The 20,824-nt window shown below is 35.9% G+C and carries 21 protein-coding genes; 11 read left to right on the top strand and 10 right to left on the bottom strand.

Going from position 1 to position 20,824, the window contains the following annotated elements:
* Position 1 precedes the first annotated feature (1 nt).
* Genes H599_RS0108660 through H599_RS0108630 form a run of 7 tightly spaced genes read left to right on the top strand, consistent with a single transcriptional unit; the run spans position 2 to position 4,772 of the window.
* Positions 2 to 1,075, top strand: a complete 1,074-nt coding sequence (locus H599_RS0108660; RefSeq protein ID WP_026713767.1) for a DUF932 domain-containing protein — start codon at positions 2 to 4, stop codon at positions 1,073 to 1,075.
* Positions 1,076 to 1,091: 16 nt separating this feature from the next.
* The gene (locus tag H599_RS0108655) at positions 1,092 to 1,286 is read left to right on the top strand and encodes a hypothetical protein (RefSeq protein WP_026713766.1); all 195 of its coding nucleotides are present in this window, start codon (positions 1,092 to 1,094) and stop codon (positions 1,284 to 1,286) included.
* A 12-nt stretch (positions 1,287 to 1,298) separates the two neighbouring features.
* A complete protein-coding gene (locus H599_RS0108650; protein WP_026713765.1) occupies positions 1,299 to 1,835 on the top strand; it encodes a PRTRC system protein E in 537 nt (178 codons plus the stop codon).
* An 18-nt stretch (positions 1,836 to 1,853) separates the two neighbouring features.
* A complete protein-coding gene (locus tag H599_RS0108645) occupies positions 1,854 to 2,072 on the top strand; it encodes a PRTRC system protein C (RefSeq protein ID WP_026713764.1) in 219 nt (72 codons plus the stop codon).
* Positions 2,073 to 2,090: 18 nt separating this feature from the next.
* Positions 2,091 to 3,245: a hypothetical protein gene (locus H599_RS0108640; protein ID WP_026713763.1), complete on the top strand. Its 1,155-nt coding sequence runs from the start codon at positions 2,091 to 2,093 to the stop codon at positions 3,243 to 3,245.
* Positions 3,246 to 3,255: 10 nt separating this feature from the next.
* Entirely contained in the window at positions 3,256 to 3,969 is a 714-nt protein-coding gene (locus H599_RS0108635; RefSeq protein WP_026713762.1) for a PRTRC system protein B, read from the top strand.
* Positions 3,966 to 4,772 (top strand): PRTRC system ThiF family protein, encoded by an 807-nt coding sequence (locus H599_RS0108630; protein ID WP_026713761.1) that lies wholly within the window; start codon positions 3,966 to 3,968, stop codon positions 4,770 to 4,772. Before H599_RS0108635 ends, H599_RS0108630 begins: the two co-directional genes overlap by 4 nt.
* Positions 4,773 to 5,530: 758 nt before the next feature.
* On the opposite strand, the gene H599_RS0108620 is transcribed toward H599_RS0108630, so the two are convergent.
* The 10 genes from H599_RS0108620 to H599_RS0108575 all read right to left on the bottom strand — a co-directional run bounded on the left by H599_RS0108620 (position 5,531) and on the right by H599_RS0108575 (position 13,904).
* Entirely contained in the window at positions 5,531 to 5,800 is a 270-nt protein-coding gene (locus H599_RS0108620) for a hypothetical protein (protein ID WP_026713759.1), read from the bottom strand.
* Positions 5,801 to 5,953: 153 nt separating this feature from the next.
* Entirely contained in the window at positions 5,954 to 6,847 is an 894-nt protein-coding gene (gene traN, locus H599_RS0108615) for a conjugative transposon protein TraN (RefSeq protein ID WP_026713758.1), read from the bottom strand.
* Between the two features lie 34 nt (positions 6,848 to 6,881).
* Positions 6,882 to 8,183, bottom strand: a complete 1,302-nt coding sequence (traM, locus tag H599_RS0108610) for a conjugative transposon protein TraM (RefSeq protein ID WP_026713757.1) — start codon at positions 8,181 to 8,183, stop codon at positions 6,882 to 6,884.
* Positions 8,170 to 8,457, bottom strand: a complete 288-nt coding sequence (locus H599_RS0108605; RefSeq protein ID WP_026713756.1) for a nitrogen regulatory IIA protein — start codon at positions 8,455 to 8,457, stop codon at positions 8,170 to 8,172. Before H599_RS0108605 ends, traM begins: the two co-directional genes overlap by 14 nt.
* 13 nt (positions 8,458 to 8,470) lie before the next feature.
* Complete coding sequence (gene traK / locus H599_RS0108600; RefSeq protein WP_026713755.1) at positions 8,471 to 9,094, bottom strand: conjugative transposon protein TraK; 624 nt, start codon at positions 9,092 to 9,094, stop codon at positions 8,471 to 8,473.
* 21 nt (positions 9,095 to 9,115) lie between these two features.
* Positions 9,116 to 10,108: a conjugative transposon protein TraJ gene (gene traJ, locus H599_RS0108595; RefSeq protein WP_026713754.1), complete on the bottom strand. Its 993-nt coding sequence runs from the start codon at positions 10,106 to 10,108 to the stop codon at positions 9,116 to 9,118.
* Positions 10,109 to 10,110: 2 nt separating this feature from the next.
* Positions 10,111 to 10,743, bottom strand: coding sequence for a DUF4141 domain-containing protein (locus H599_RS0108590; protein ID WP_026713753.1), 633 nt, complete (start codon positions 10,741 to 10,743; stop codon positions 10,111 to 10,113).
* 19 nt (positions 10,744 to 10,762) lie between these two features.
* Complete coding sequence (locus H599_RS0108585; RefSeq protein WP_026713752.1) at positions 10,763 to 13,264, bottom strand: TraG family conjugative transposon ATPase; 2,502 nt, start codon at positions 13,262 to 13,264, stop codon at positions 10,763 to 10,765.
* On the bottom strand, positions 13,261 to 13,587 hold the full coding sequence (locus H599_RS0108580) for a DUF4133 domain-containing protein (RefSeq protein ID WP_026713751.1): 327 nt from the start codon (positions 13,585 to 13,587) through the stop codon (positions 13,261 to 13,263). Before H599_RS0108580 ends, H599_RS0108585 begins: the two co-directional genes overlap by 4 nt.
* Before the next feature lie 11 nt (positions 13,588 to 13,598).
* Complete coding sequence (locus tag H599_RS0108575; RefSeq protein WP_026713750.1) at positions 13,599 to 13,904, bottom strand: DUF4134 domain-containing protein; 306 nt, start codon at positions 13,902 to 13,904, stop codon at positions 13,599 to 13,601.
* A gap of 369 nt (positions 13,905 to 14,273) precedes the next feature.
* Between H599_RS0108575 and H599_RS0108570 the strand changes: the two genes are divergently transcribed.
* Genes H599_RS0108570 through H599_RS0108555 form a run of 4 tightly spaced genes read left to right on the top strand, consistent with a single transcriptional unit; the run spans position 14,274 to position 20,565 of the window.
* Entirely contained in the window at positions 14,274 to 15,272 is a 999-nt protein-coding gene (locus H599_RS0108570; protein ID WP_026713749.1) for a helix-turn-helix transcriptional regulator, read from the top strand.
* 60 nt (positions 15,273 to 15,332) lie between these two features.
* On the top strand, positions 15,333 to 17,801 hold the full coding sequence (locus H599_RS0108565; protein WP_026713748.1) for an N-6 DNA methylase: 2,469 nt from the start codon (positions 15,333 to 15,335) through the stop codon (positions 17,799 to 17,801).
* A gap of 2 nt (positions 17,802 to 17,803) precedes the next feature.
* The gene (locus tag H599_RS0108560; protein ID WP_026713747.1) at positions 17,804 to 18,985 is read left to right on the top strand and encodes a hypothetical protein; all 1,182 of its coding nucleotides are present in this window, start codon (positions 17,804 to 17,806) and stop codon (positions 18,983 to 18,985) included.
* 8 nt (positions 18,986 to 18,993) lie between these two features.
* Positions 18,994 to 20,565, top strand: coding sequence for a type I restriction-modification system subunit M (locus H599_RS0108555; RefSeq protein ID WP_026713746.1), 1,572 nt, complete (start codon positions 18,994 to 18,996; stop codon positions 20,563 to 20,565).
* The last annotated feature ends 259 nt before the right edge of the window (positions 20,566 to 20,824 follow it).

The following is a 20,824-nucleotide window of genomic DNA, read 5'->3' as shown; positions in this document are numbered from 1 at the left end:
CATGGGACATAATTTAAATTTCAACGAAAAAACAGAACTTTATTCATTCTTTAGCGTTCAGCAAAAAGCGTGGCATGGTTTAGGACAAATTGTACAAGACTATCCTACAAGTGCAGAAGCCATCCAACACGCAGGACTTGATTATGAAGTAGTCAAAACACCTCTTTACACTAAAAGTTCAGGGATAATAGATACTGCAAACAGCATCGAGATTCGCAATTACGAATTAAGCGTTCCTGACTATTTTTCTACCATCCGTACTGATAACAATACCGTTTTAGGCGTAGTAGGTAAAGACTATCATATTGTTCAGAATCGTGAGGCTTTTAGCTTTTTTGATGCTATCGTAGGGGGTACGGATGGAATATTATACGAGACCGCAGGAGCTTTAGGCAATGGAGAGCGTATTTTCATAACTGCAAAACTGCCTGATTATATCCGTGTGGGTAATGGTGATGATGTAACAGAAAAATATATTTTCCTTACCACTTCGCACGATGGTAGCGGAAGTATTACCGCAGCCTTTACCCCTGTTAGAATTGTATGCCAAAACACACTTAACGCATCACTCAAAAATATGAGCAACGTGGTACGCATCCGTCATACTTCGGGAGCAAAACAACGTTTAGACAATGCCCATAAAGTAATGGGATTAGCAAACGAGTTTAGCAACCAATTAGAATCTATTTTCAATAACTGGGCAAAAGTAAGAATAACTGATAAGGAGGTTGAAAAACTGATACAGTTGGCTCTTTGTCCCAATAAAGAGACCTTAGATCACATCAAAAAGGGTAATGACGACGAAATATCCACCGTGTTCAAAAATACGGTCGAAAGTGCTTTTGCTTATGCTATGACTAGTGATTCCCAACAAATGGAAACCACAAAAGGTACTTTGTTTGGAGCTTATAACGCTGTGACGGGCTACTTCCAAAATGTACGTAATTACAAAGATGATGAAGCCAAACTACAATCTATTGTATTGGGTGGTACAGCACAAATAAAATCTCAAAAGGCTTTTGAACTGTGTACCTCTTTTTCGAAAGTTGGTAGTGATATTCTCCATTTCAACTAACCAAAATCGCTAAAAAATGAAAGTAACAGACTTAAATGGTTGTCTGATTGAAGTTAGTAATCTTGATGAAGCCATTGAGATTACGAAACAATACACTGAATACCAACACGAAGACAAAAGCTTTTCTGATTTTGACAAAATACAAAAAGCCTATTGGAAGGATATGCACGAGAAACTGACAGCAATCAAAAGAGAATTAACAACACTTTAAAATTTTAGAAAGATGAGTACTAATTTTTTCAATCAAATAGCACAATTGGAAATCACAGGGAATTTACAATTAACGATTTCCAAAGGAGTAGAAAACAAACTAATTGTTTCCATATTACTTCAAAATGACCAATGTGGAGACCATGCAAAGCAACTGATAACACCTCTAAATCTTAGAGGTACAGCAGAAGAACTGGACGAGGGATTTTTTAAAAGCATCGCTGTTCCATTAGAAACCACCTCAGGTTTAATGGTCAATATGGAAGCCTATATGAAACAATTGGAAAATGCCCAAAAGCATTCGGCAATGGAAAAAGAAAAAACCGATAAGGAGAAAAAAGCCAAGGAAGAAAAAGAAAAAAAGTATCACGAAGCAATGGCAAAGGCTGACGAATTAGACAAAGAGGGCAAACACCGTGATGCCTGGATGAAAGTTCCCAATCCTAACGATTTTCCTGAATATGCCGAAGTCATAAACAAGCGCAAAAAAGAACTGTCCGACAAGTTTGCTTCTCCAAGCCTTTTTGCAACAGAGCAAGAAAATGTTTAACCTAAAACTTACGCAATTATGTTATTAGCAACGCAATTAGAAAGAGTTTTCATTCTGATCGATAAAGGTCAGGAAATCAAACTCTCTGACCCCGAACCAAAATGGAGTGTACAAGCGGTATTGAATTTCTATTCCAATACGTATCCCATACTCACAACCGCAAAAATTTCAGCTCCTGTAATAAAGGATGATACAGTACAATACCGATTTGAAAGTGCTATTGGAACGAAAGGTTAAACTCAAAACCATAAAAAGATGACTTATGCAACAACATACCATAGCGAATACGATACGCATACCCAAAGCCTCAAAACAAAAGCAATTACATCGGCAGTTAAACGAGTTCGCAAACTGGATGCAACGAACCAAGGATGCAAACGAAATTCACAAGGACAAACAGCAGTCTGTACCAATTCCGATTTTGCCGATGGTTTTCTAAGAACTTCATTTCTGCCTGTTTTGGCAGAAACAAAAATGACACAACCTTGTAAGAAAGATATAAAAATGGAAAGGGATTTTTACCAGTCCCTTTCCCAACTTGCTGAACATTATCAAATCAAACCTACCCAAACTCAAATTTATAATTATCCCTATAATATTGCACTGGCATTATGGGATACAAAAAAACAGTTAAAAAGTAAGATAAGGGATTGGGAAGAAATCAAACTCATACAAGATAATAGGAAAACCTTTTTTACAAGTGAAGAACGATACAATACAAATGCTACATTGTACTACATTCCAATAGTACCATTGTACAGATTGCTAAAAAACAGAAAACGAAAACACAATGCACAACTGTTACTATCGGTCTGTTGTTATCTCTATCACGGGGTAAACATCCCCTATTACAGACAGGAAAATAGTTTTCTCCATTGGCAATACGATATGTTGAAGGAATATTTAACGAATGACGACGAAGACGAAGACACATCGATTTATCAAAGTGAATTTGACCAAGCAGAATGGATTGGTGACCGAATGGAACAAAAGATTTTTAACCCTGCCAATTTAACCTATTTCAAAGAACGATTGAACCGTTTTCAATGCAAAGGTATTTTCGACTTTGATTGTTTGAAATTGGCTAAAGATGCCTATGCACTTTTAGAACAATATCCCAACGAAAATGTATTTCGAAATGCAAGACCCAACGAAGAAGCAGACGAAGACGAAACGGAAAACATTTTAACAATGGATTATTATGTTTCCTTTTATGCTGATGGCAAAGGTTGGTTACATGAAAATCTTATACAATGCGTCAATAATGAATTACAAGAATATGGAGAAATAGAAGAACCTTGTGTTCTTAAACGTTTTGACGGAAGTGACACAACCGAAAACAATCTTGATTTTGAGAATCGGTTATTTGCCCTTATTGAAGAATTAATATACATCCTGAATAACTTTTAAAATAATCGTTATGAAAGACATTACAGCGAATTTTGGAACGCTATATCATCCTATATCAGCATTGGTATTCTACCAGACTAAAGAAATGAACTCAGCTACTTATGTAGAACATTTTGATATGGACAAAAACGGAAATCCCATTAATGCCCACCCTTTGACTATACGAGAAGCAAATCAACTGGCAAAAGCATTGAAAACAGCAAAAGAACAAAAAGAACCTTGTTTGAAATCTGTGGGAATAATGAGCAATAGTATTTTACATATTGACAGCAGTAATAATAAAGTAATTTGGTTTACCAAAGCGATGCCAAGAGAACTGTATTTTACGGAAAATTTAGGAATTCCAAAAGGTATTGCTAATGTTCCGGCTATGTTATGGATTGCCAACAAAAATAGTCTTTCGGTTTTTGCTTTGGGAAGTAACCGAAGACCTAAGGAAAATACAAAACTATACAATGCACCTTTTTTTAATGTTTATGAAAATGGCAATGTGTGCATGGGTACTGTAGATATTCAAATAAAGAAAATTGCTTTATTGGAAGCGTTTACCAGCGCATGGGAACATTACTTTTTCAATAGTTATTTCAGCCATCTGATGCCCAATTATAATCCGATAAAAGGAAACTGTGTGACACTTTGGGAAAGTCTTATAAACACCGACAAAGTTTTCCCAAAAGAAGTATTAATAAACAGTAAGAAAACCATAAAAGATGTATTGCGATGAATCCAGAAAAAACAAAAGTCCATTTTACGGATAACTATTTGATAAATCCCACTAATCCCATTACGGTAAATCTTATCGGTGCGGGTGGAACAGGGTCAAAAGTACTAACTGCCTTACTTGAAATGAACCATAGCCTTATTACATTGGGGCACGCAGGTTTAAATGTTCGCCTTTGGGATGATGACATTATAACGGAAGCCAATTTAGGCAGACAACGATTTGCCGAATGTGAAACAAGATTATACAAATCAGTAGCCTTAATTAACAGAGCTAACCGTTGGTCAGGTACAAACTGGAAAGCGGAAACGATAAAATTTGAAAAAGACAGTTTAGACAGATTGCCCGAAAACGCTAGTGCAAGTATTTTTATTAGCTGTGTGGATAGTGTCAAAGCTCGTTTTGAAATTGCTGATATTTTGCAACGACTGAGCTACAGCAGGGCATATTCCAACCGTCCCCAGTATTGGATGGATTTTGGCAATAGTCAACATACTGGACAAGTGATATTATCTACCATTGGGAGAATAAAACAACCCAATTCCGAGAAATACGAAACGGTTGCTAATTTACCATTTGTGACCGAAGAATTTGATGAATTGTTGAAACAATCCGAAGCTATTGATGATACTCCAAGTTGTTCCCTTGCTGAAGCATTAGAAAAACAGGATTTATATATCAATTCCGCACTGGCACAAATGGGATGCTCTCTTTTATGGGGGTTGTTCCGTAACGGATTGACACAGTACAGAGGCTTTTTTCTCAACTTACAAGATTTTAGGTCGCAACCCATTCCTGTTAACTAACCCAACCCCGATAGTTATCGGGGCGGACTGCAAAAAGACACTCCCTTCCGATGGTCGGGAAAGTCTTTTTGCAGTAAAAAAAGAAGCAAGCACTTTGGTAAAATGTGAATCCTCCCATTTTATCAAAAAGCTCGCGGTATTTTTGCGTGAGGATATTTACTATCCTCCTTTTCGTTTTGTCCGACTTCTTTTCTTTCCACATCTGCGACCAAAGAAAAGAAGCAAAAGAACGCCGCTGTATTATTCATCGCATTGTTCTAAAACTTATATCAATTCATTAAGTCTGTAATTTATCCTGATTAACAATACAAATCAGAGCAAAAAGACACTCCCTTCCAAAGGTCGGGAAAGTCTTGTTGCTGTGAAAAAAGAAGCAAGCACTTCGGCAAAATGTGAATGTTCTCATTTTACTAAAAAGCTTGCGATATTTTTGCGTGAGGATATTCACTATCCTCCTTTTTGATTTTGTCCGACTTCTTTTCTTTCCAAATCAGCGACCAAAGAAAAGAAGCAAAAGAACGCCGCTGTATTATTGATGACATTGTTCTTAAAGCCTATCTCAATTCATTAAGTCTGTAATTTATCCTGATTAACAATACAAATCCAAGTAAAAAGACACTCCCTTCCAATGGTCGGGAAAGTCTTTTCACTATAAAAAAAGAAGCAAGCCCTTTGGCAAAATGTGAATCCTCCCATTTTACCAAAAAGCTTGCGGTATTTTTGCATGAGGATATTCACTATCCTCCTTTTTCGTTTTGTTATTTTAGATTTTGCATTTCAATTGGAACTTCTTTTTCTTTCTTTTGTCTTGAATAGCTCCAATAAAACAAAAGTCCAAAAATAATCAGGATATAAGCAATCCATTTTCCGGTACGCTCCAAAAAAGTAATGATAACCGACTTTTCATAACTCGAAAAACCTTCTGCTCCAATTGGACTTCTCCTGTAAAACTTTCTTCTGTTAATCCAATAACGAAGACCAAGACCACTTAGCAAAGCCAGAATACTTAAAACCAATGCTGGATTCATAATTTAATTTTTTATGTTTCACTCTTTAAATTTAAAACGGCACTCACCGCTAACTTATTGTTTTAAAACAGTTAAGAAATCAAAAACACTAAATACCAAGAGGCTGCTTCATAAATCATGAAACAACCTCCCTTACTTTTTTAAACCTATCTTCTACTTCATCTTTTTAATCAGTTTTGCTCTTACCAAATCGGAATTTTCTATTTTCAAGATCTGATGCCTGCTACCGTTCTTTTCATAAATACCTATCAATAGTATCTTGTCATCAGCAATGGTAAATTGATTCAGTAAAAATACATTTCGCTCTGTCGTATTGCCTACAATTTTATCTAATGGTTTGTAGATTCGCAATGGAGTCATTATTTTTTCCTGTATTACGGTTCGTTTGGCAACTTTTTTATCCACTACTTTGAAAGTAATAAAATCAATTTGAAACGGCACATCAGTAAAATTACGAAGTGCGGTATAAAAATAGAACTTGTCATCATGGATATAAATTCCTTTCAGCCTAAGCTGGATACCAAAACTTTTTTCTTCTAAATACTTTATATTTAATCTGTCTTTTTTATAAATCCTTTCCATTAATTCATCTACTAATGAAGGCGAATTCTTTCCCAGTTCCTCAAAAAGAACATCATTAGTATTCTGCCTATGTATTTCTTTTTGCATTTCTAAAAGATTATAATTCATGTTGGCAGGACAAGGATTGTAAAGCACATTGAAGTTATAAAAACGTCCATCTTCAGTAATAACCGAAAAGTTGGTTTCCTCTTTAAAATCAAGAACTGCGGCTTTTACTCGTAATACATTTTCTGCATCTTCCGCCTTGCCGGCAACCAGGCAATTACTTCCCAAATCCACGTATCGGATAGCAACCGGAAAAATCAAATGCGAAGTTTTGTTATAGGTTACTTCTATTTTGTACGGCTCTATCTTTCCCAAATTTAACTTTGTTGTATCCGGAGCTGTACATTGAATTTGAGAATTAACATCGTATCCTGCTATTAAAACTAATACTACCATTATGTTTTTTATTATTGTTTTCATCTTTTCTTTTATTGAGTTTTACAGAATTGAATTATTACTTTTTTGAAACAAGGAATACCTGATGACCTGCTTTCAACCTAACCTTTGGAGTTCGGACTTTTTTCGAAAAATAACCAGAAACACCTTGTACCACCCCGCGGCTTAAATCCCCCGCTATTTGTTGTCCGGCTGATCTTGTCATCATGATACTGCTTCCGGAAGTTTGACTCATATTGGCAGCCATTTCAGTCAGGGCATTCATTTCCGGAGAATAGGGAACAAAAAGACCTTCTTGTCCATCCAATCCAAAAACTGTAATATCTACTGGAAAGATATTATCCTCTAGCGCTATCGAAGTAATCTTCATTTGAAGGCGTCCTTGTTGCAATTTTGCATTTGCTGTTAAAATTGTTCCCTTCGGAATACTATAATTTGCAGTTTTGGCAGACTGTAACAAACGCAAACGAACACTACTTTCTCCTGTTACAATTTGTTCTTCTTGGATAACAGCACGAATACTGTTTTTGGGTTGTGCTTCCTGTTCGGTTCTCCCTACAGTATAAAAGCTACGATTTCGGTTTTCATTCCAATTGGCTAAAAATGTGCTATCTGTATTTTCTCTATACAAAGCAGAAACTACTTTTTTATGATTAAGCGTAACACCTACAAATGTTTCCTTTTGAGTTGATGAACCAGGAACTGGTACTATTTGTTGTTTGGACTGTTCTGTTGAAGCCATATTTGTTGGTAGATATTTTGCCGCCATCTGATAGGATTTCTCCATTAATTCCAGTTGGCTTTCTACAGGATCTACCGATACATTTTCCTTTTTAGAAAGCTGTTCTTTCAACTCTGTCAATTGTTTTTGCAATTGCAAAGTCTCCGAATTATCATTCTGATAAAAAGTACCTAAGGTATTTTGGGCATTACGATAACTGTTTAGTGAAGGATTATTTGAAGTCTCATTTTCACCTTCAGCAAGATCTTGATTTGTTTCAATGGTACTATCTTCATTCCAGTAGTCCGATAGCGATGTCAGCGCATTTTGTTTTTCCTGATTCTTTTGTTCTAATAATTCCTCTTCATAGGCTTTTTGTTTATCCGAATGTAAACCTATATCGGCAGCTTGTGGAACAGAATCATTGAGCCCTATGTTTTCTGTAGTTTTTTTGTCCTCGGATGGTTTGAATATTAAATACATACACCCCAGAAATACAATACCCATCAGGAAAAAAATGATTGGCTTTTTCAATTTTTCTAATTTGTTCGCTGTATTTTCCTGAAGCACGTCTGTAGCTTCTTTTGAACTACCATCCCAAACAAAGACTATATTCTTTTTGTTTTTATCTTCTTTCATGTTTTTTATTTTTTATAATTTTTAACAACGAATCTTGCAACGATATAGCGGATTCTTTTTTTCTAACGATAGGATTTTCTATGTGATTAATAGTTATACCAAGATTAGATTTCCCTACATCATAGCAGACCTTAACAACAACGCCTATAGTAAGCACCAAATACGCTGCAAAAAAGTACAAGGTGTATTCATGCTGTTTATCCATAGGAAGTTCTCGCCAAAGCCTATCTTTCTTGTCAAACCAAGTCTGAATCTTTACTCTTAAATTTTTCATCTTAGCCATTTTTTTAACGTTCAATCACCTCCAAGTCCCGGTTCTCAACCACCGCAAATTTTTCGATGTTGAAGCCCTGGGGATTGTTGTCGGAGCGAACGGAGTTTACGAGATAACAGGAAGTAATCAGATTCCGTTTGGTTACATTACTGGAGCGAATAATAAACTGCTTAGCATAAGTTTTTACAGCATAAGGATAGTTGTCGAAGTTGCAAACCACACTGTCTATTTCAAGACGTTGTTGCACATTGCCCGATATGATCCGATTGTAATATCCTTTTTCAGATAGGTCTTTGTAATAGTCAAAGGCACTTTTATCCGCCAGATTGAACGCTCTTTTCATATTGTTTTCTATAGCATTTTTATCCGGTGCCAGTGTAAAGAAAAGTTCATGAAAACGCCGAACATGCTCACGGGCTTCTACAGGACGATTAATAGACGCATCCTGAGCAAGTGCCAACATTAACGATTTTCCGTTGTCCAAAACATAGACCTTTTGACGTTGCTCTTCTGCAAAACGGTACGATTGCCATACACTATATCCCGTTACTCCAATACATAATGTGGCAAATACAATAGCATAAAGCCTGATTTGCCTGAAACTGTTTTCAATATTTCTTAATGTTTTAAATTCCATTTTTTTCAGCTATTAATTTTGTTATTTCATTAGTCTGCCACCAATATTGCCTGCCACAGCTCCTGTTCCGGCACCTATAATATTTCCAGTTTTGGTTGTCGTATGGTTTACATTTCGCATAAAGTTACCCGCTCCCCCAGCCTGTATAATCCAACCCGTCACCGTAGGAATTGTGAAGTAGCCAATGATGCCTATAATCATAAAGATGATGTACACCGTATTGGACGAATCAGGAATAAAATTGGGGTCAGACAAACTTTCTATATCTTTCTGTAGTATTAAAGATTGAATTTTTGACAACATTGCACTGAAAAGATCGGCAACAGGCAGCCAGAGATACACACTAATGTATCGGGTTAGCCACTGTGTGAGTGTGGACTGAAAACCATCCCAAACTGAAATAGCAAAAGCTATTGGTCCTAATATGGACAAGACAATCAAAAAGAAAGTGCGAATCGTATCAATGACCAGTGCCGCTGCCTGAAACAAGATTTCCAAAAACTCCCGAAAACTATCCCGAATGGCTTTTTGAACTCCGAACATTTCCCTTTCAACATACATACCCGACATGGTGACCAAATCCGATGGAGACCAACCTAGTTCATCCAATTTCTTATCAAATTCTTCATCCGAAACCAAATAAGCGGTTTCAGGATTTCGGAGCATGGCTTCTCTTTCCAATTGGTCTTTCTGTAGTTGTAGTGCATTCAAATCCAAAACCTGATTTTCTAATATACTATGCGTGCCGATGACCACTGGACTAAGCACTGCATTGAGCGTACCCAGCACCATAGTGGGAAAAAACATAATACAAAGTCCCAAAGCAAAAGGCCTCAATAGCGGATACACATCTATAGGTTCTGCGCTACTCAGTGCTTGCCAAACTTTTAATGCTACATAAAACAAAGCACCCAATCCTGCAAGACTTTTAGCCACAGCCGCCATATCAGCTGATAGTGGTATCATCTCATCATAGAGCGTGCGTAATACTTCGTGAAGATTACTGAATTCCATGATTACCAGTATTTTTGATTAGCTGTCCCATAAAGATCCAATACTCTTTTGCTATTATTGGCTTTCTTAGCTCGCAGATAGCTGACAGAAATATTTTTATTGGTGAAATAGCGAACCAAATTATGATACTCTTTAACCTCCTTATAAACACCGTCAATAATATCCATTCGTTCTTTGTCATTCAGCGATAAAGTAGAAGCATTCACAATTTGCTTTAATTCTTTCAGAAGGTTGGTACTTTCATTTAGCAAAATGGAATAACCATTGGCGATAGCCGTTAATTCTTGCTGATTGAAATTGGGATCGTTCAACATTTTTCCAAAATTCTTCACATAGATTTCAGAAACATCACCAACAAGCAAAACAGTCTGTTGTACTTTGCGGGCATCTTTTACCAAATTATTAACCGCTTTTAGCTTGTCATAATATTCCTTCCCTTGATTATACACTTTTTGCACTTCTTTAAAGTTGTTAATCATATTGGTAGCCGTGGTAGAAGTCTGTACAATCTGTCTGGCTGTATTGACAATCCCCTGAGCCAAATTAGAAGGATCTGTTACCACCCACTGGGCTTTTACTCTCGGTGTGACTGCAAATAGCATTACTACACACACCATTGACATCATTTTTCTCATTTTTCCGAATTTAAATTAATTACGAATTGTTTTCTTTTCTCTGAAGCGCTATCCGTTTGATAGCCTGTTCTACATTTCCACCGAGTTCCTCAGCAAGGCGCATCACTTCCATCTTTTCAGTTTCTTCTGTGGTATAGGCTAGATATTCTTCAACACTTACCTCGGTAGCATATACTGCCGAATGTGTTCCTCCTAATCCAATCCAAACTTCTTTATACAATCGTTTCGGGTCATTGTTCATATTAATGGAAAGTACCTGTGCTTTTTCTTTATCGGTGAGTCCCAGCATGGCTTGAATCTCATCAAATTTGTTCATGTATTTCCTCTGATCCAGTAGTATTTTACAATCAGAATTATTAATGATACTTTCCTTTACAATCGGAGATTGAATAATGTCATCTACTTCCTGAGTTACGACAATGGCTTCTCCAAAAAACTTTCTAACTGTTTTAAAAAGGTATTTGATGTATTCTGCCATTCCTTCTTTGGCTATCGCTTTCCAGGCTTCTTCAATCAAGATTAATTTTCGCACTCCTTTCAGGCGACGCATCTTATTGATAAAAACCTCCATGATGATGATGGTTACAATTGGGAAAAGAATTTTATGATCCTTGATAGCATCTATTTCAAACACAATAAATCGTTTAGAAAGTAAGTCGAGTTGCTTGTCGGAATTGAGTAAGTAATCGTATTCTCCTCCTTTGTAGTAAGGTTCTAATACATTCAGAAAATTGGCAAGGTCAAAGTCTTTTTCCCGTACCTGCTTTTCCTGCAATAATTTTTTATAATCCTCTTTTACATATTCATAAAACCCATTGAACGAAGGAAACTCATCATTTTGCTTTATTTTTTCAATGTATCCGCTCACTGCATTGGACAATGCCACTTCTTCGGAACGGGTTGGTGGTTCGTCATCCCTTTTCCACAAAGTCAATATCAAAGTTTTGATACTTTCCCTTTTTTCAATATCGAATACACCATCATCAGTATAAAAAGGATTAAAAGCAATGGGATTATCTTCTGTGTAAGTAAAATAAACGCCATCTTCTCCTTTGGTTTTTCCTTTGATGAGTTCGCACAATCCCTGATAAGAGTTACCAGTATCCACCAGCAACACATGCGCTCCTTGCTCATAATACTGACGAACCATGTGGTTGGTGAAAAATGACTTTCCTGAACCTGAAGGTCCTAGTATGAACTTGTTCCTGTTCGTGATAATCCCATGCTTCATCGGCAAATCAGAAATATCCAAATGAATCGGTTTTCCAGTAAGCCTGTCGACCATTTTGATTCCGAAAGGAGATGATGAACTTTGATAGTTAGTTTCCTCCGTAAAAAAACACAAAGCAGGTTCTATGAAAGTGTAAAAACTTTCTTCACTTGGAAAATCTCCAGCATTACCCGGCATTGCAGCCCAATAAAGCGTAGCTACATCTGTGGTATTGTGCCTTGGTTTGCATTCCATCAGTGCCAAAGCACTCCCAGTATCGTTCTTTAACTGTTTTAGCTCAACCGGATTATAAGACCAAGCCATTACATTGAAATGCGCCCGAATCGATGAATGTCCAAAAGAATGCGCTTCGTTCAGATAGCGTTCTATCCATTCCTTATTAATCTGATTGGCTCTACTGTAACGAGCCAACGAGTGCATGTTCCTTGCTGATTTCTCAAACTTACGCAGGTTTTCTTCGCTATTATCCAGAAATAGATACTGATTATAAATGTGGTTGCAACTTAGCAATAAACCGACCGGAGCAGCAAAGGATAACAAACAATCGCTTCTGTCTGTGGACAGTTTTTCATAACGGGTTTCTGCTGAAACTGTACTGGGTAAATCATCGGTGTCCGACAGTGTATGCAGGCAGAGTCTTTTATTTCCGATACGAACTTCCTCAGCTCCCAAAGCAATATCTTGCATAGGAGTTCCTTCCTCCCTTGAAAGTGTCAGGTATTGTTCCAGTAATCCTTGTTTATTATTTGTTCCAATGATATCCTCCTCACTTAATCGTTCCAATTTTACAAAACCAGAATCATTTACTATTCGTTCAAACTGGGCTACGGCTTCCATAAAACGATAGATGGATTCTTTATTCCTAATTTCTTTTGGAATAAGAACACCTTTACATAGCGAGGAGAAATTACTCTGCATTCGCATTCGTTCTTTGGTAGTTTTTGTTAAAAACAAATAGCAGTAGTGATTCAGAAACGGACGTTCGTTAAAATGTTGCTGGTAGGATTTAGCTAAAAAACTCAAATCTTCCTGAGCCATATCTGGAGCATAATTTTCTTTGATGTACCAATCCTGTTTGTGTATCACCGTAAAATCAGGTAAGGTCTTAACCGCCTTATGCCAGGCGGAATGAATGGCTTCATATTCAGCAGAAGCCACCGTAAAAAGCTCTGGAAGCTGCACCCGAAAACAAGCAGTAATATCAGCATCCTTTGAGATAATACAATTATTCTCTACCGCTAACAACGGAAACTTGCTTTCCAGCGTAGTCGCTTTTGATTTATTTCTCATAAGTTTTTGGATTTTAATTTGAAATAGCGATACACAGGCTTACGACAGATAATGTATCGTGGATGTCTTTTACGTGCGCCTATTTTCATCATGCCATATTCTCCATACTTTTGATTGAGAGAAAAAGTCTGCCATACAATGAGTGAACCACCACCAATACCGATGAACAAACAGACATAAGAATTAACTCCTGTCATATACAATACCATTACCAAAATGAGAATCCCAAGCAATCCTCCTGCAAAAAAGAACAGGTATTGTGCTTTCAGCCCTTTAAACTCTACTGTTCTTCCAATGCCTTTGTTGATGTGATAAGTATTCATCAGACAAAAGATTAAAGGAAGAAGGAACGCAAGATGGTCGCTGATACGATCAAAAAGATACAAGCTCCAAACCAACTCGCTGCGGTCTTACTGGTATCAGGATCACCGCTACTAAACTTATTATACACCTTTACTCCACCAATAAGACCTACTACCGCTCCAATAGCATAAATCAATTGCGTGGCAGGATCAAAATAGGAAGTTACCATTTGGGTCGCCTCATTAATTCCTGCAGCACCGTTTCCTTGTGCCATTACACCAAAAGCTGACAGTATACTTATAGCCGTCAGCAACACTTTTTTCCTTTGTTTTTCCATGATTGAATAAATTAATTTGTTCTGTATTCCTGCTCGTTGCAGGGTTTGAGAACAAATGTCTTATGGAAGTAGCAATACATTAACGAGATGTCTTTCAGTGGAGTGATTTGGCATAAGAAGACGTAATCATTTACTTTATGATAGTAAAACACAAATAAATTCTGTCGATATTGCATATTGCAATATGCAATAGCAAAGAAAAATTTCTAATGTTGGTAAATGCAACTACACAAATAATACTCTAAAAATAAACTGACATTTTTTTATTGATTGGTTCAATAAATGAATAGGTTTTAACGTCCAAAATATTTAGTTTTACAGGAATATTGAATTAATAAAAAAGAAAATTCAACTTCAATAAGTAATTAAATGGCAACTAATAAGCACGCACAAATTCGCTACAACACACTTGACAAGTGTTTTAGAAATCCTGGAAAAAGATTTGCTATTGAGGATTTAGTGTCTGCTTGTAATGAAGCTATTTACGAGTTTACAGGTAAAGAAGAAGGTATTAAGAAAAGACAATTGTATGACGATATCCGATTCATGGAAAGTGAACAAGGATGGTCAATTGAATTAGAGAAAATAAAAGATGGTAGAAAAGTGTATTATCGTTATGCAAATCCTCTTTTTTCTATATCAAATAAACCATTAAATGAAACCGAAGCGATTCAGCTAAAAGAAGCTTTACTCACTTTGAGTCGATTCAAAGGGATGCCCCAGTATGATTGGATTGATGAATTAGAAACACGATTAGATGCCGAGTTCAAATTAAATAAAAACTCAGAGAAAGTAATGAGTTTTGAAGAAAACGAGTACTTAGAAGGTAAACCCTTTATTTCGGAACTTTACAATGCAATCATTTACAAAAAAGTAGTTTCAATTGAATACAAAACGTTTAAAAATGAAAACTCTATTACTTATGAGTTAAGCCCTTATCATCTGAAGCAATACAACAAACGTTGGTTTTTATTTGGTAAATCTTCCAACTTTGAAACCCTAACCAACATAGCATTAGACCGAATAGTTTCCATTAAAGAAACCGACAAACTTTATGAAGACTGTATCGTTAATTTTAATGACTATTTTGATGATGTTATAGGTGTAACCATTCAAGATGCTTCTATAGAAACCATAAAAATTAAAATCGCTGAAACTTTAGTCCCTTACATAAAGACAAAACCGATACATCCATCACAAGCCTATAAGTTTGAAGACAACATAAACAGAATAATAATAAAAGTAATTCCAAATTATGAATTAGAATCGCTATTACTATCCTATGGTGAAAATTTACAAGTTTTAGAACCTGTTTCTTTTGTGGAAAAAATGAGAAGTAGAATTGAAAAAATGAAAAATAATTATTAGTGCAGATATAGCGCACAAATTAAAAATATATTTGCATAGTAATTAATTAAACAAATTTTCATGCCGGAAATAGTATATAAAAATCCTGTAGATGTATTATCATTTAAAATCATAGGAATTTTTGATGCGTTTAGAACGAATCCTAAATTAAATAATTTAGATAATTCCGTACAAATTGTCCTCTTATTAGTTTCATTATACAAAGACAGTGTAATTGATGAAAGATCTTTTACAAATGGGCTAGATATTGAAGCTCTAAAAAAGCAGGTTATAATATCAAAATTAAATAAGGAGAATCAGGAGACGTACTTGTCAATTATAGACATATTTACAGATTCTTTATCCAAGCTATTTAGCCAACCGCTCAATTATCTTTCTTTCCATCTTTTTCAAATTGAAGAAGAAATGCTTGCGGAACATTTCCCGAGCGTAGTCGATGATGTAATTTACAGGATTGCTCATACTCATGGGCGTTATGCCGGCGAATTTATTCAACCTGTGGAGTTAACTCGCTTAATGATTGGTCTGTCTGATTTAAATCTGGATGCAAAAGTGTACAATCCTTTTGCAGGACTAGCTTCCTTCGCTATCAATCTTCGCCAATCTCAAAACTACTTTAGTCAAGAACTTAGTCAAAAAACTTGGGCATTAGGAGCGTTAAGACTCATGGCGTACAGTAAGCCTGTGAATTCAGCATATCTTTGTGAAGATTCCATTTTAAACTGGCCTAACAGTTCTGAAAAGTATGATTTGATTATTTCCACTCCTCCTTTTGGTATTCGACTCGATAATCGTTATAAAGATATTGCTCCTCAGTATAGAACCATTGAACATTTCTTAATAGAAAAAGGGGAGCAGTCCTTAAAACAAGAGGGTAAATTGATTGCACTTCTACCACAAGGATTCTTGTTTAGAGGTGGTCGGGAGCAGCGATTAAGAGAGTTTCTAATTAAGAATGATTTAATTGATACTATTATTTCATTACCTGCAGGCCTGCTATTAAACACGGGCATTCCGTTAGCAATTCTAGTGATTAACAAGTCGAAAGCACAATCTGGTAAAGTTAAATTCGTTGATGCAACAAGATTTGTATCAAATTTCAACGCCAGACAAAAAATATTAGATGATAATAAGTTAATTACTTTTATTCAGGATAAAATAGTTGATGACAATGTCATTCGAATTATTGACAATGATCAAATTCGTCACAACGATTATAACTTGAGTGTTTCACGCTATTTTCAAGAAAATTATGAAGGGGTTAAACTGGGTGATATTATAAAACCTTTTAAAGGACAAAGAAGTAATTTGCCTGAAGTTGGTAAGTTAATCCGCATTCGTGACTTAAAAGCTGATAATGTAGATTTTTTATTGGATTTTGAAAATGTTGAAGAGACAAATTTAAATAGACATAATATCTATCAAATAGATGAATCTTGTCTATTGTTAGCTTTACGTTGGAAAACATTAAAACCAACATTTTTTGAATTTAAGGGTAATTCAATTTTCAAAAACCAGGATATATTTTCGGCTAAACTTAAAGAGTCAAAAGTTGATCAAGTAAATATTACATATTTAATCAACGAACTTCAGTCAGAATATGTTAAAAAGCAATTAGATTCATACCGGTTAGGTTCCACAATACCTTTTATTCGCCAAAGTGATTTATTAGAGGTGGTAATTAAACTACCCTCATTAGAAGAACAAAAGGCGAAAATCCAAGGTATTTATGAATTAGCAAATAAGATTAAAGTTCTTCAAGAAGAAAGAAATGAACTAGTTCACGGCAAGGCAATTAAAGATTTTAATGAATTTGCTTCCCTGAAACATACACTAGGAAGACCTAGACAAAACATTTTAGATTGGTCTGATAATTTGTTGGATTTTATAAGTAGAAATCAGTCTAGCTTTGAAGAGATGAATAAGGCTTTTGTTGAATTTTATGAGGTGGACATGGTTTCAGTTCTAAAAGAAATCAAACGAGATGTTAATTTTATTACCGAAGTTTTAGAAAAAGGTGAAAATGGCCTTGTTTTATCAGCATATGAAAAGCAACTTATTTCGCTTTCAGACATTAACAGTGTTATCAACGAGTTATCGAGTAATGGATTTAACTTTAAGATTAAAAAGTTACTTCTGAAGAGTGAAAACACAAAAGAGAGAGGAATCTTAGCAAACAAAACGCTATTGAAAACTTTACTCGATAATCTTTTAACAAATGCAAATAAGTATGCTTTTGGAAAAAAAGAAGTGGGAAATGAAATGGTTATTGAGCTAACCGAAGTAGATGATTTTCTTGTTGTTGAAATTAAAAACAACGGAAAGCCTTTTCCTAAAAATTTTGACAGGGAAAAGTTTATTGCTAAATACTCCACAGCAGATAAAAGCGCTGGTAGTGGTTTAGGAGGCTATGATATACACAGAATATCCTCTTATTTTGATAATCCGGATTGGGTATTAACTTTAAATGATGATCCACTCTATCCGGTAGAATTTAAATTTCAATTTCCAATCAAATTGATTAATTAAGTATGGAAGATATCGTATACAATATTTTATGGATAGATGATGAGCATGAAACTCTCACAGGTACTAAAGGTCGCGCAAAAAGAAACGGAATACAGTTAATTCCTTTCAAATCATTGAATGCCGGAATGAATGAGTTAGAACAAAACTATCCGTTCTACGATGGGGTATTATTAGATGCCAAGTTCTTTGAAAATGAAGAAGACATAAAAGGTTCAGAAGATACCGATAACGTCCACAGAGCGAAAGAACAATTATTGCAATTGAAGAAAAAGTTCGAAATTTTTGTTCTTACAGGTCAAGCAGAAGCTTATGAGGATAGTACTTTTAACAAAGCCTTTAAAAAGGTGTACAAAAAAGGGAGTGATGTAGATATTGAATGTTTGTTTGTAGACATAAAAAATGCAGCTGCTAATCAGGAAGATACTCAGCTTCGTCATTCGTACAAGCGCGTTTTTGATGTTTGCAATGAAAAGTATATAGGTGAAATGTCAGGACAAGATATTTTAAATCTCTTAAAAGTAACTGATGAAACTAATATTGACAATCATTTTAATACGATAAGAAAAATTACTGAAGATCTCTTTATGGCATTTGCCAAATTCAACTTGCTACCTAGTGAGTTCGTTATGCCAAGTGTTTCCTTAAATGAAGCTAGTAAATTTTTAGCTGGTAAGAGTCCTGACGGTACATTTTTTACAGAAAAAGGATATCAACATTTAGAAGAAACTCATTTACCAAAGCAAATTGCTTTTTACTTACGAAGTATCTTGTCAGTTACACAAGCCGGTTCACACCGATCTGAAATTGACATATTTGTGAAATCAGTAAAAACATCTTTTCTTTTTAAGAGTGTATTATTTCAATTGTTTGATGTAGTGGTTTGGTTCAAAATGTATGTAGATTCAAATCCTATATCACAAAATTGGACAATAGTTGAGCCAGATACAGCTAATAATATTACAGATGCTGATACCGTAATAGGTGGTATTGTAATTAATCTAAATACCCAAAAAGGCTTTGCTTTTTTTAAACCTAATGAAGGAGGAGATAATATTTTCATCCCTCCCCATTTAGTAGCAAATCATTCGCTTATTAACGATAAACCAATTGAAGTTGAAGTTGAAGAATACATTGATAATCGTACATTAGAGGCGAAAACTAGAGTTAATAAAATTATAATATAATACACCCCATGATAACAGGCGAATTAAAATCTCAAATTGACCGTATATGGAACGACTTTTGGACAGGAGGAATTTCCAACCCACTAACTGTAATCGAACAGTTTACCTATCTTATTTTCCTGAAACAATTGGACGACAAGCAAATTCTGATCGAGAAAGAAATTGCCTTGCTTGGAGGAACCACCAAGAAAATGATTTATGCCGAAAATCAAAAAGAATTGCGTTGGAGTTACTTCAAAGACAAAGATCCTGAAGTCATGTTTGATTTATTCAGAAAACCACAACGTCATTTGAAAGATTTAACGGCTTTCGATTTCATGAAAACCTTGGGAGCTGATGGCGGTAAGTTTACCGAATACATCAAGGGAGCTACCTTTATGATTGACACGCCTAAGTTGTTGGACAAAGTAGTGCAACAAATTGACAAACTACCGTTGAACAATCGCGATACCAAAGGCGATTTATACGAATACATGCTCGGCAAAATTGCGGAAGCCGGTACAAACGGCCAGTTCCGTACCCCTCGTCATATCATTCGCATGATGGTAGAACTAACCCAACCCAAGGCAGACGATACCATTTGTGACCCATCATTAGGGACAGCCGGTTTCCTGGTAGCGGCCGGGCAATACTTTCACGACAAACACGATAAGTTATTTTTAGACAAAAACTTCCGTGAGCATTATAATACAAATATGTTTAACGGACTGGAAATTGATCCTTCCATGATGCGTATTGCGTCTATGAACCTGCAATTGCACGGCATCGAATCTCCGCAATTAGTAGGTGGTTCTGCATTAGCGGAAAGTAACACCATTAACGGAAAATATTCATTGGTATTAGCCAATCCACCGTTCAAAGGAGCGTTGGATTATGATGAAGTAGAAAGCAGTTTACTGCAAATTACGAAAACCAAAAAGACCGAATTATTATTTTTGTCTTTGATATTACGCATGTTAAAATTAGGCGGAAGAGCAGCGGTGATTGTTCCGGATGGCGTATTATTTGGAAGCTCAGGAGCACACAAGAACATCCGAAAAGAATTGGTTGAAAACCAACAATTACAGGGTGTTATATCCTTACCAAGTGGCGTGTTTAAACCTTATGCCGGAGTAAGCACTGCTATTTTGTTGTTTACCAAAACCAACTCCAGTGCTACAGACAAGGTTTGGTTTTATGACATGCAGGCCGACGGCTTTAGCTTGGACGACAAACGCAATGCCCAAATTTCAGAAGAAGTTTTTGAACAATGTTTTACCAAGCCTGAAAGTGTATTGGAAGAGTTTAAAGGCAAATGCGACATCCCAAATATTTTGTTGGATTGGCAAACCCTTACTTCCCCTCCTCTGGAGGGGTGCCCGAAGGGCGGGGTGGATTTTTCAGACCGCACCCAAAAATCTTTCCTGATATCTAAAGCCGATATTGTAGCCAATGACTACGACCTCAGCATCAACCGATACAAAGAAATTATCTATGATGAAGTGATTTATGAAAAACCACAAACGTTGATTGCCGATATTAAAGCCATAGATCAAAAACGGATGGAAGCCATGTTAGATTTAGAAAAAATGTTGGGATAGTAATACGGAGAAAGAGGGATTCTCCACCCCGGATAAAAGTAAATTATAGTGGAGAAAACCGGATTCCTCACAGCCAGTAAAACTGCAATTGCAGAGAGAAAGGGATTCAATGCAAAACAATAACCTCAGGGTTATGAATCCTGCGCTCTTAAAAGTGACTGCGGAGGGGTTTGAACCTCAAACCCTCATTTATTAGTGAGTGACCTCGACTGGATTCAAAACAATGACCTTTGCAATTGCAGAAGGATTCGAAGCTAGA

This window comes from Flavobacterium daejeonense DSM 17708, assembly GCF_000425425.1.
Lineage (GTDB): Bacteria > Bacteroidota > Bacteroidia > Flavobacteriales > Flavobacteriaceae > Flavobacterium > Flavobacterium daejeonense.
This window is presented reverse-complemented; position numbering and strand designations above follow the sequence as displayed.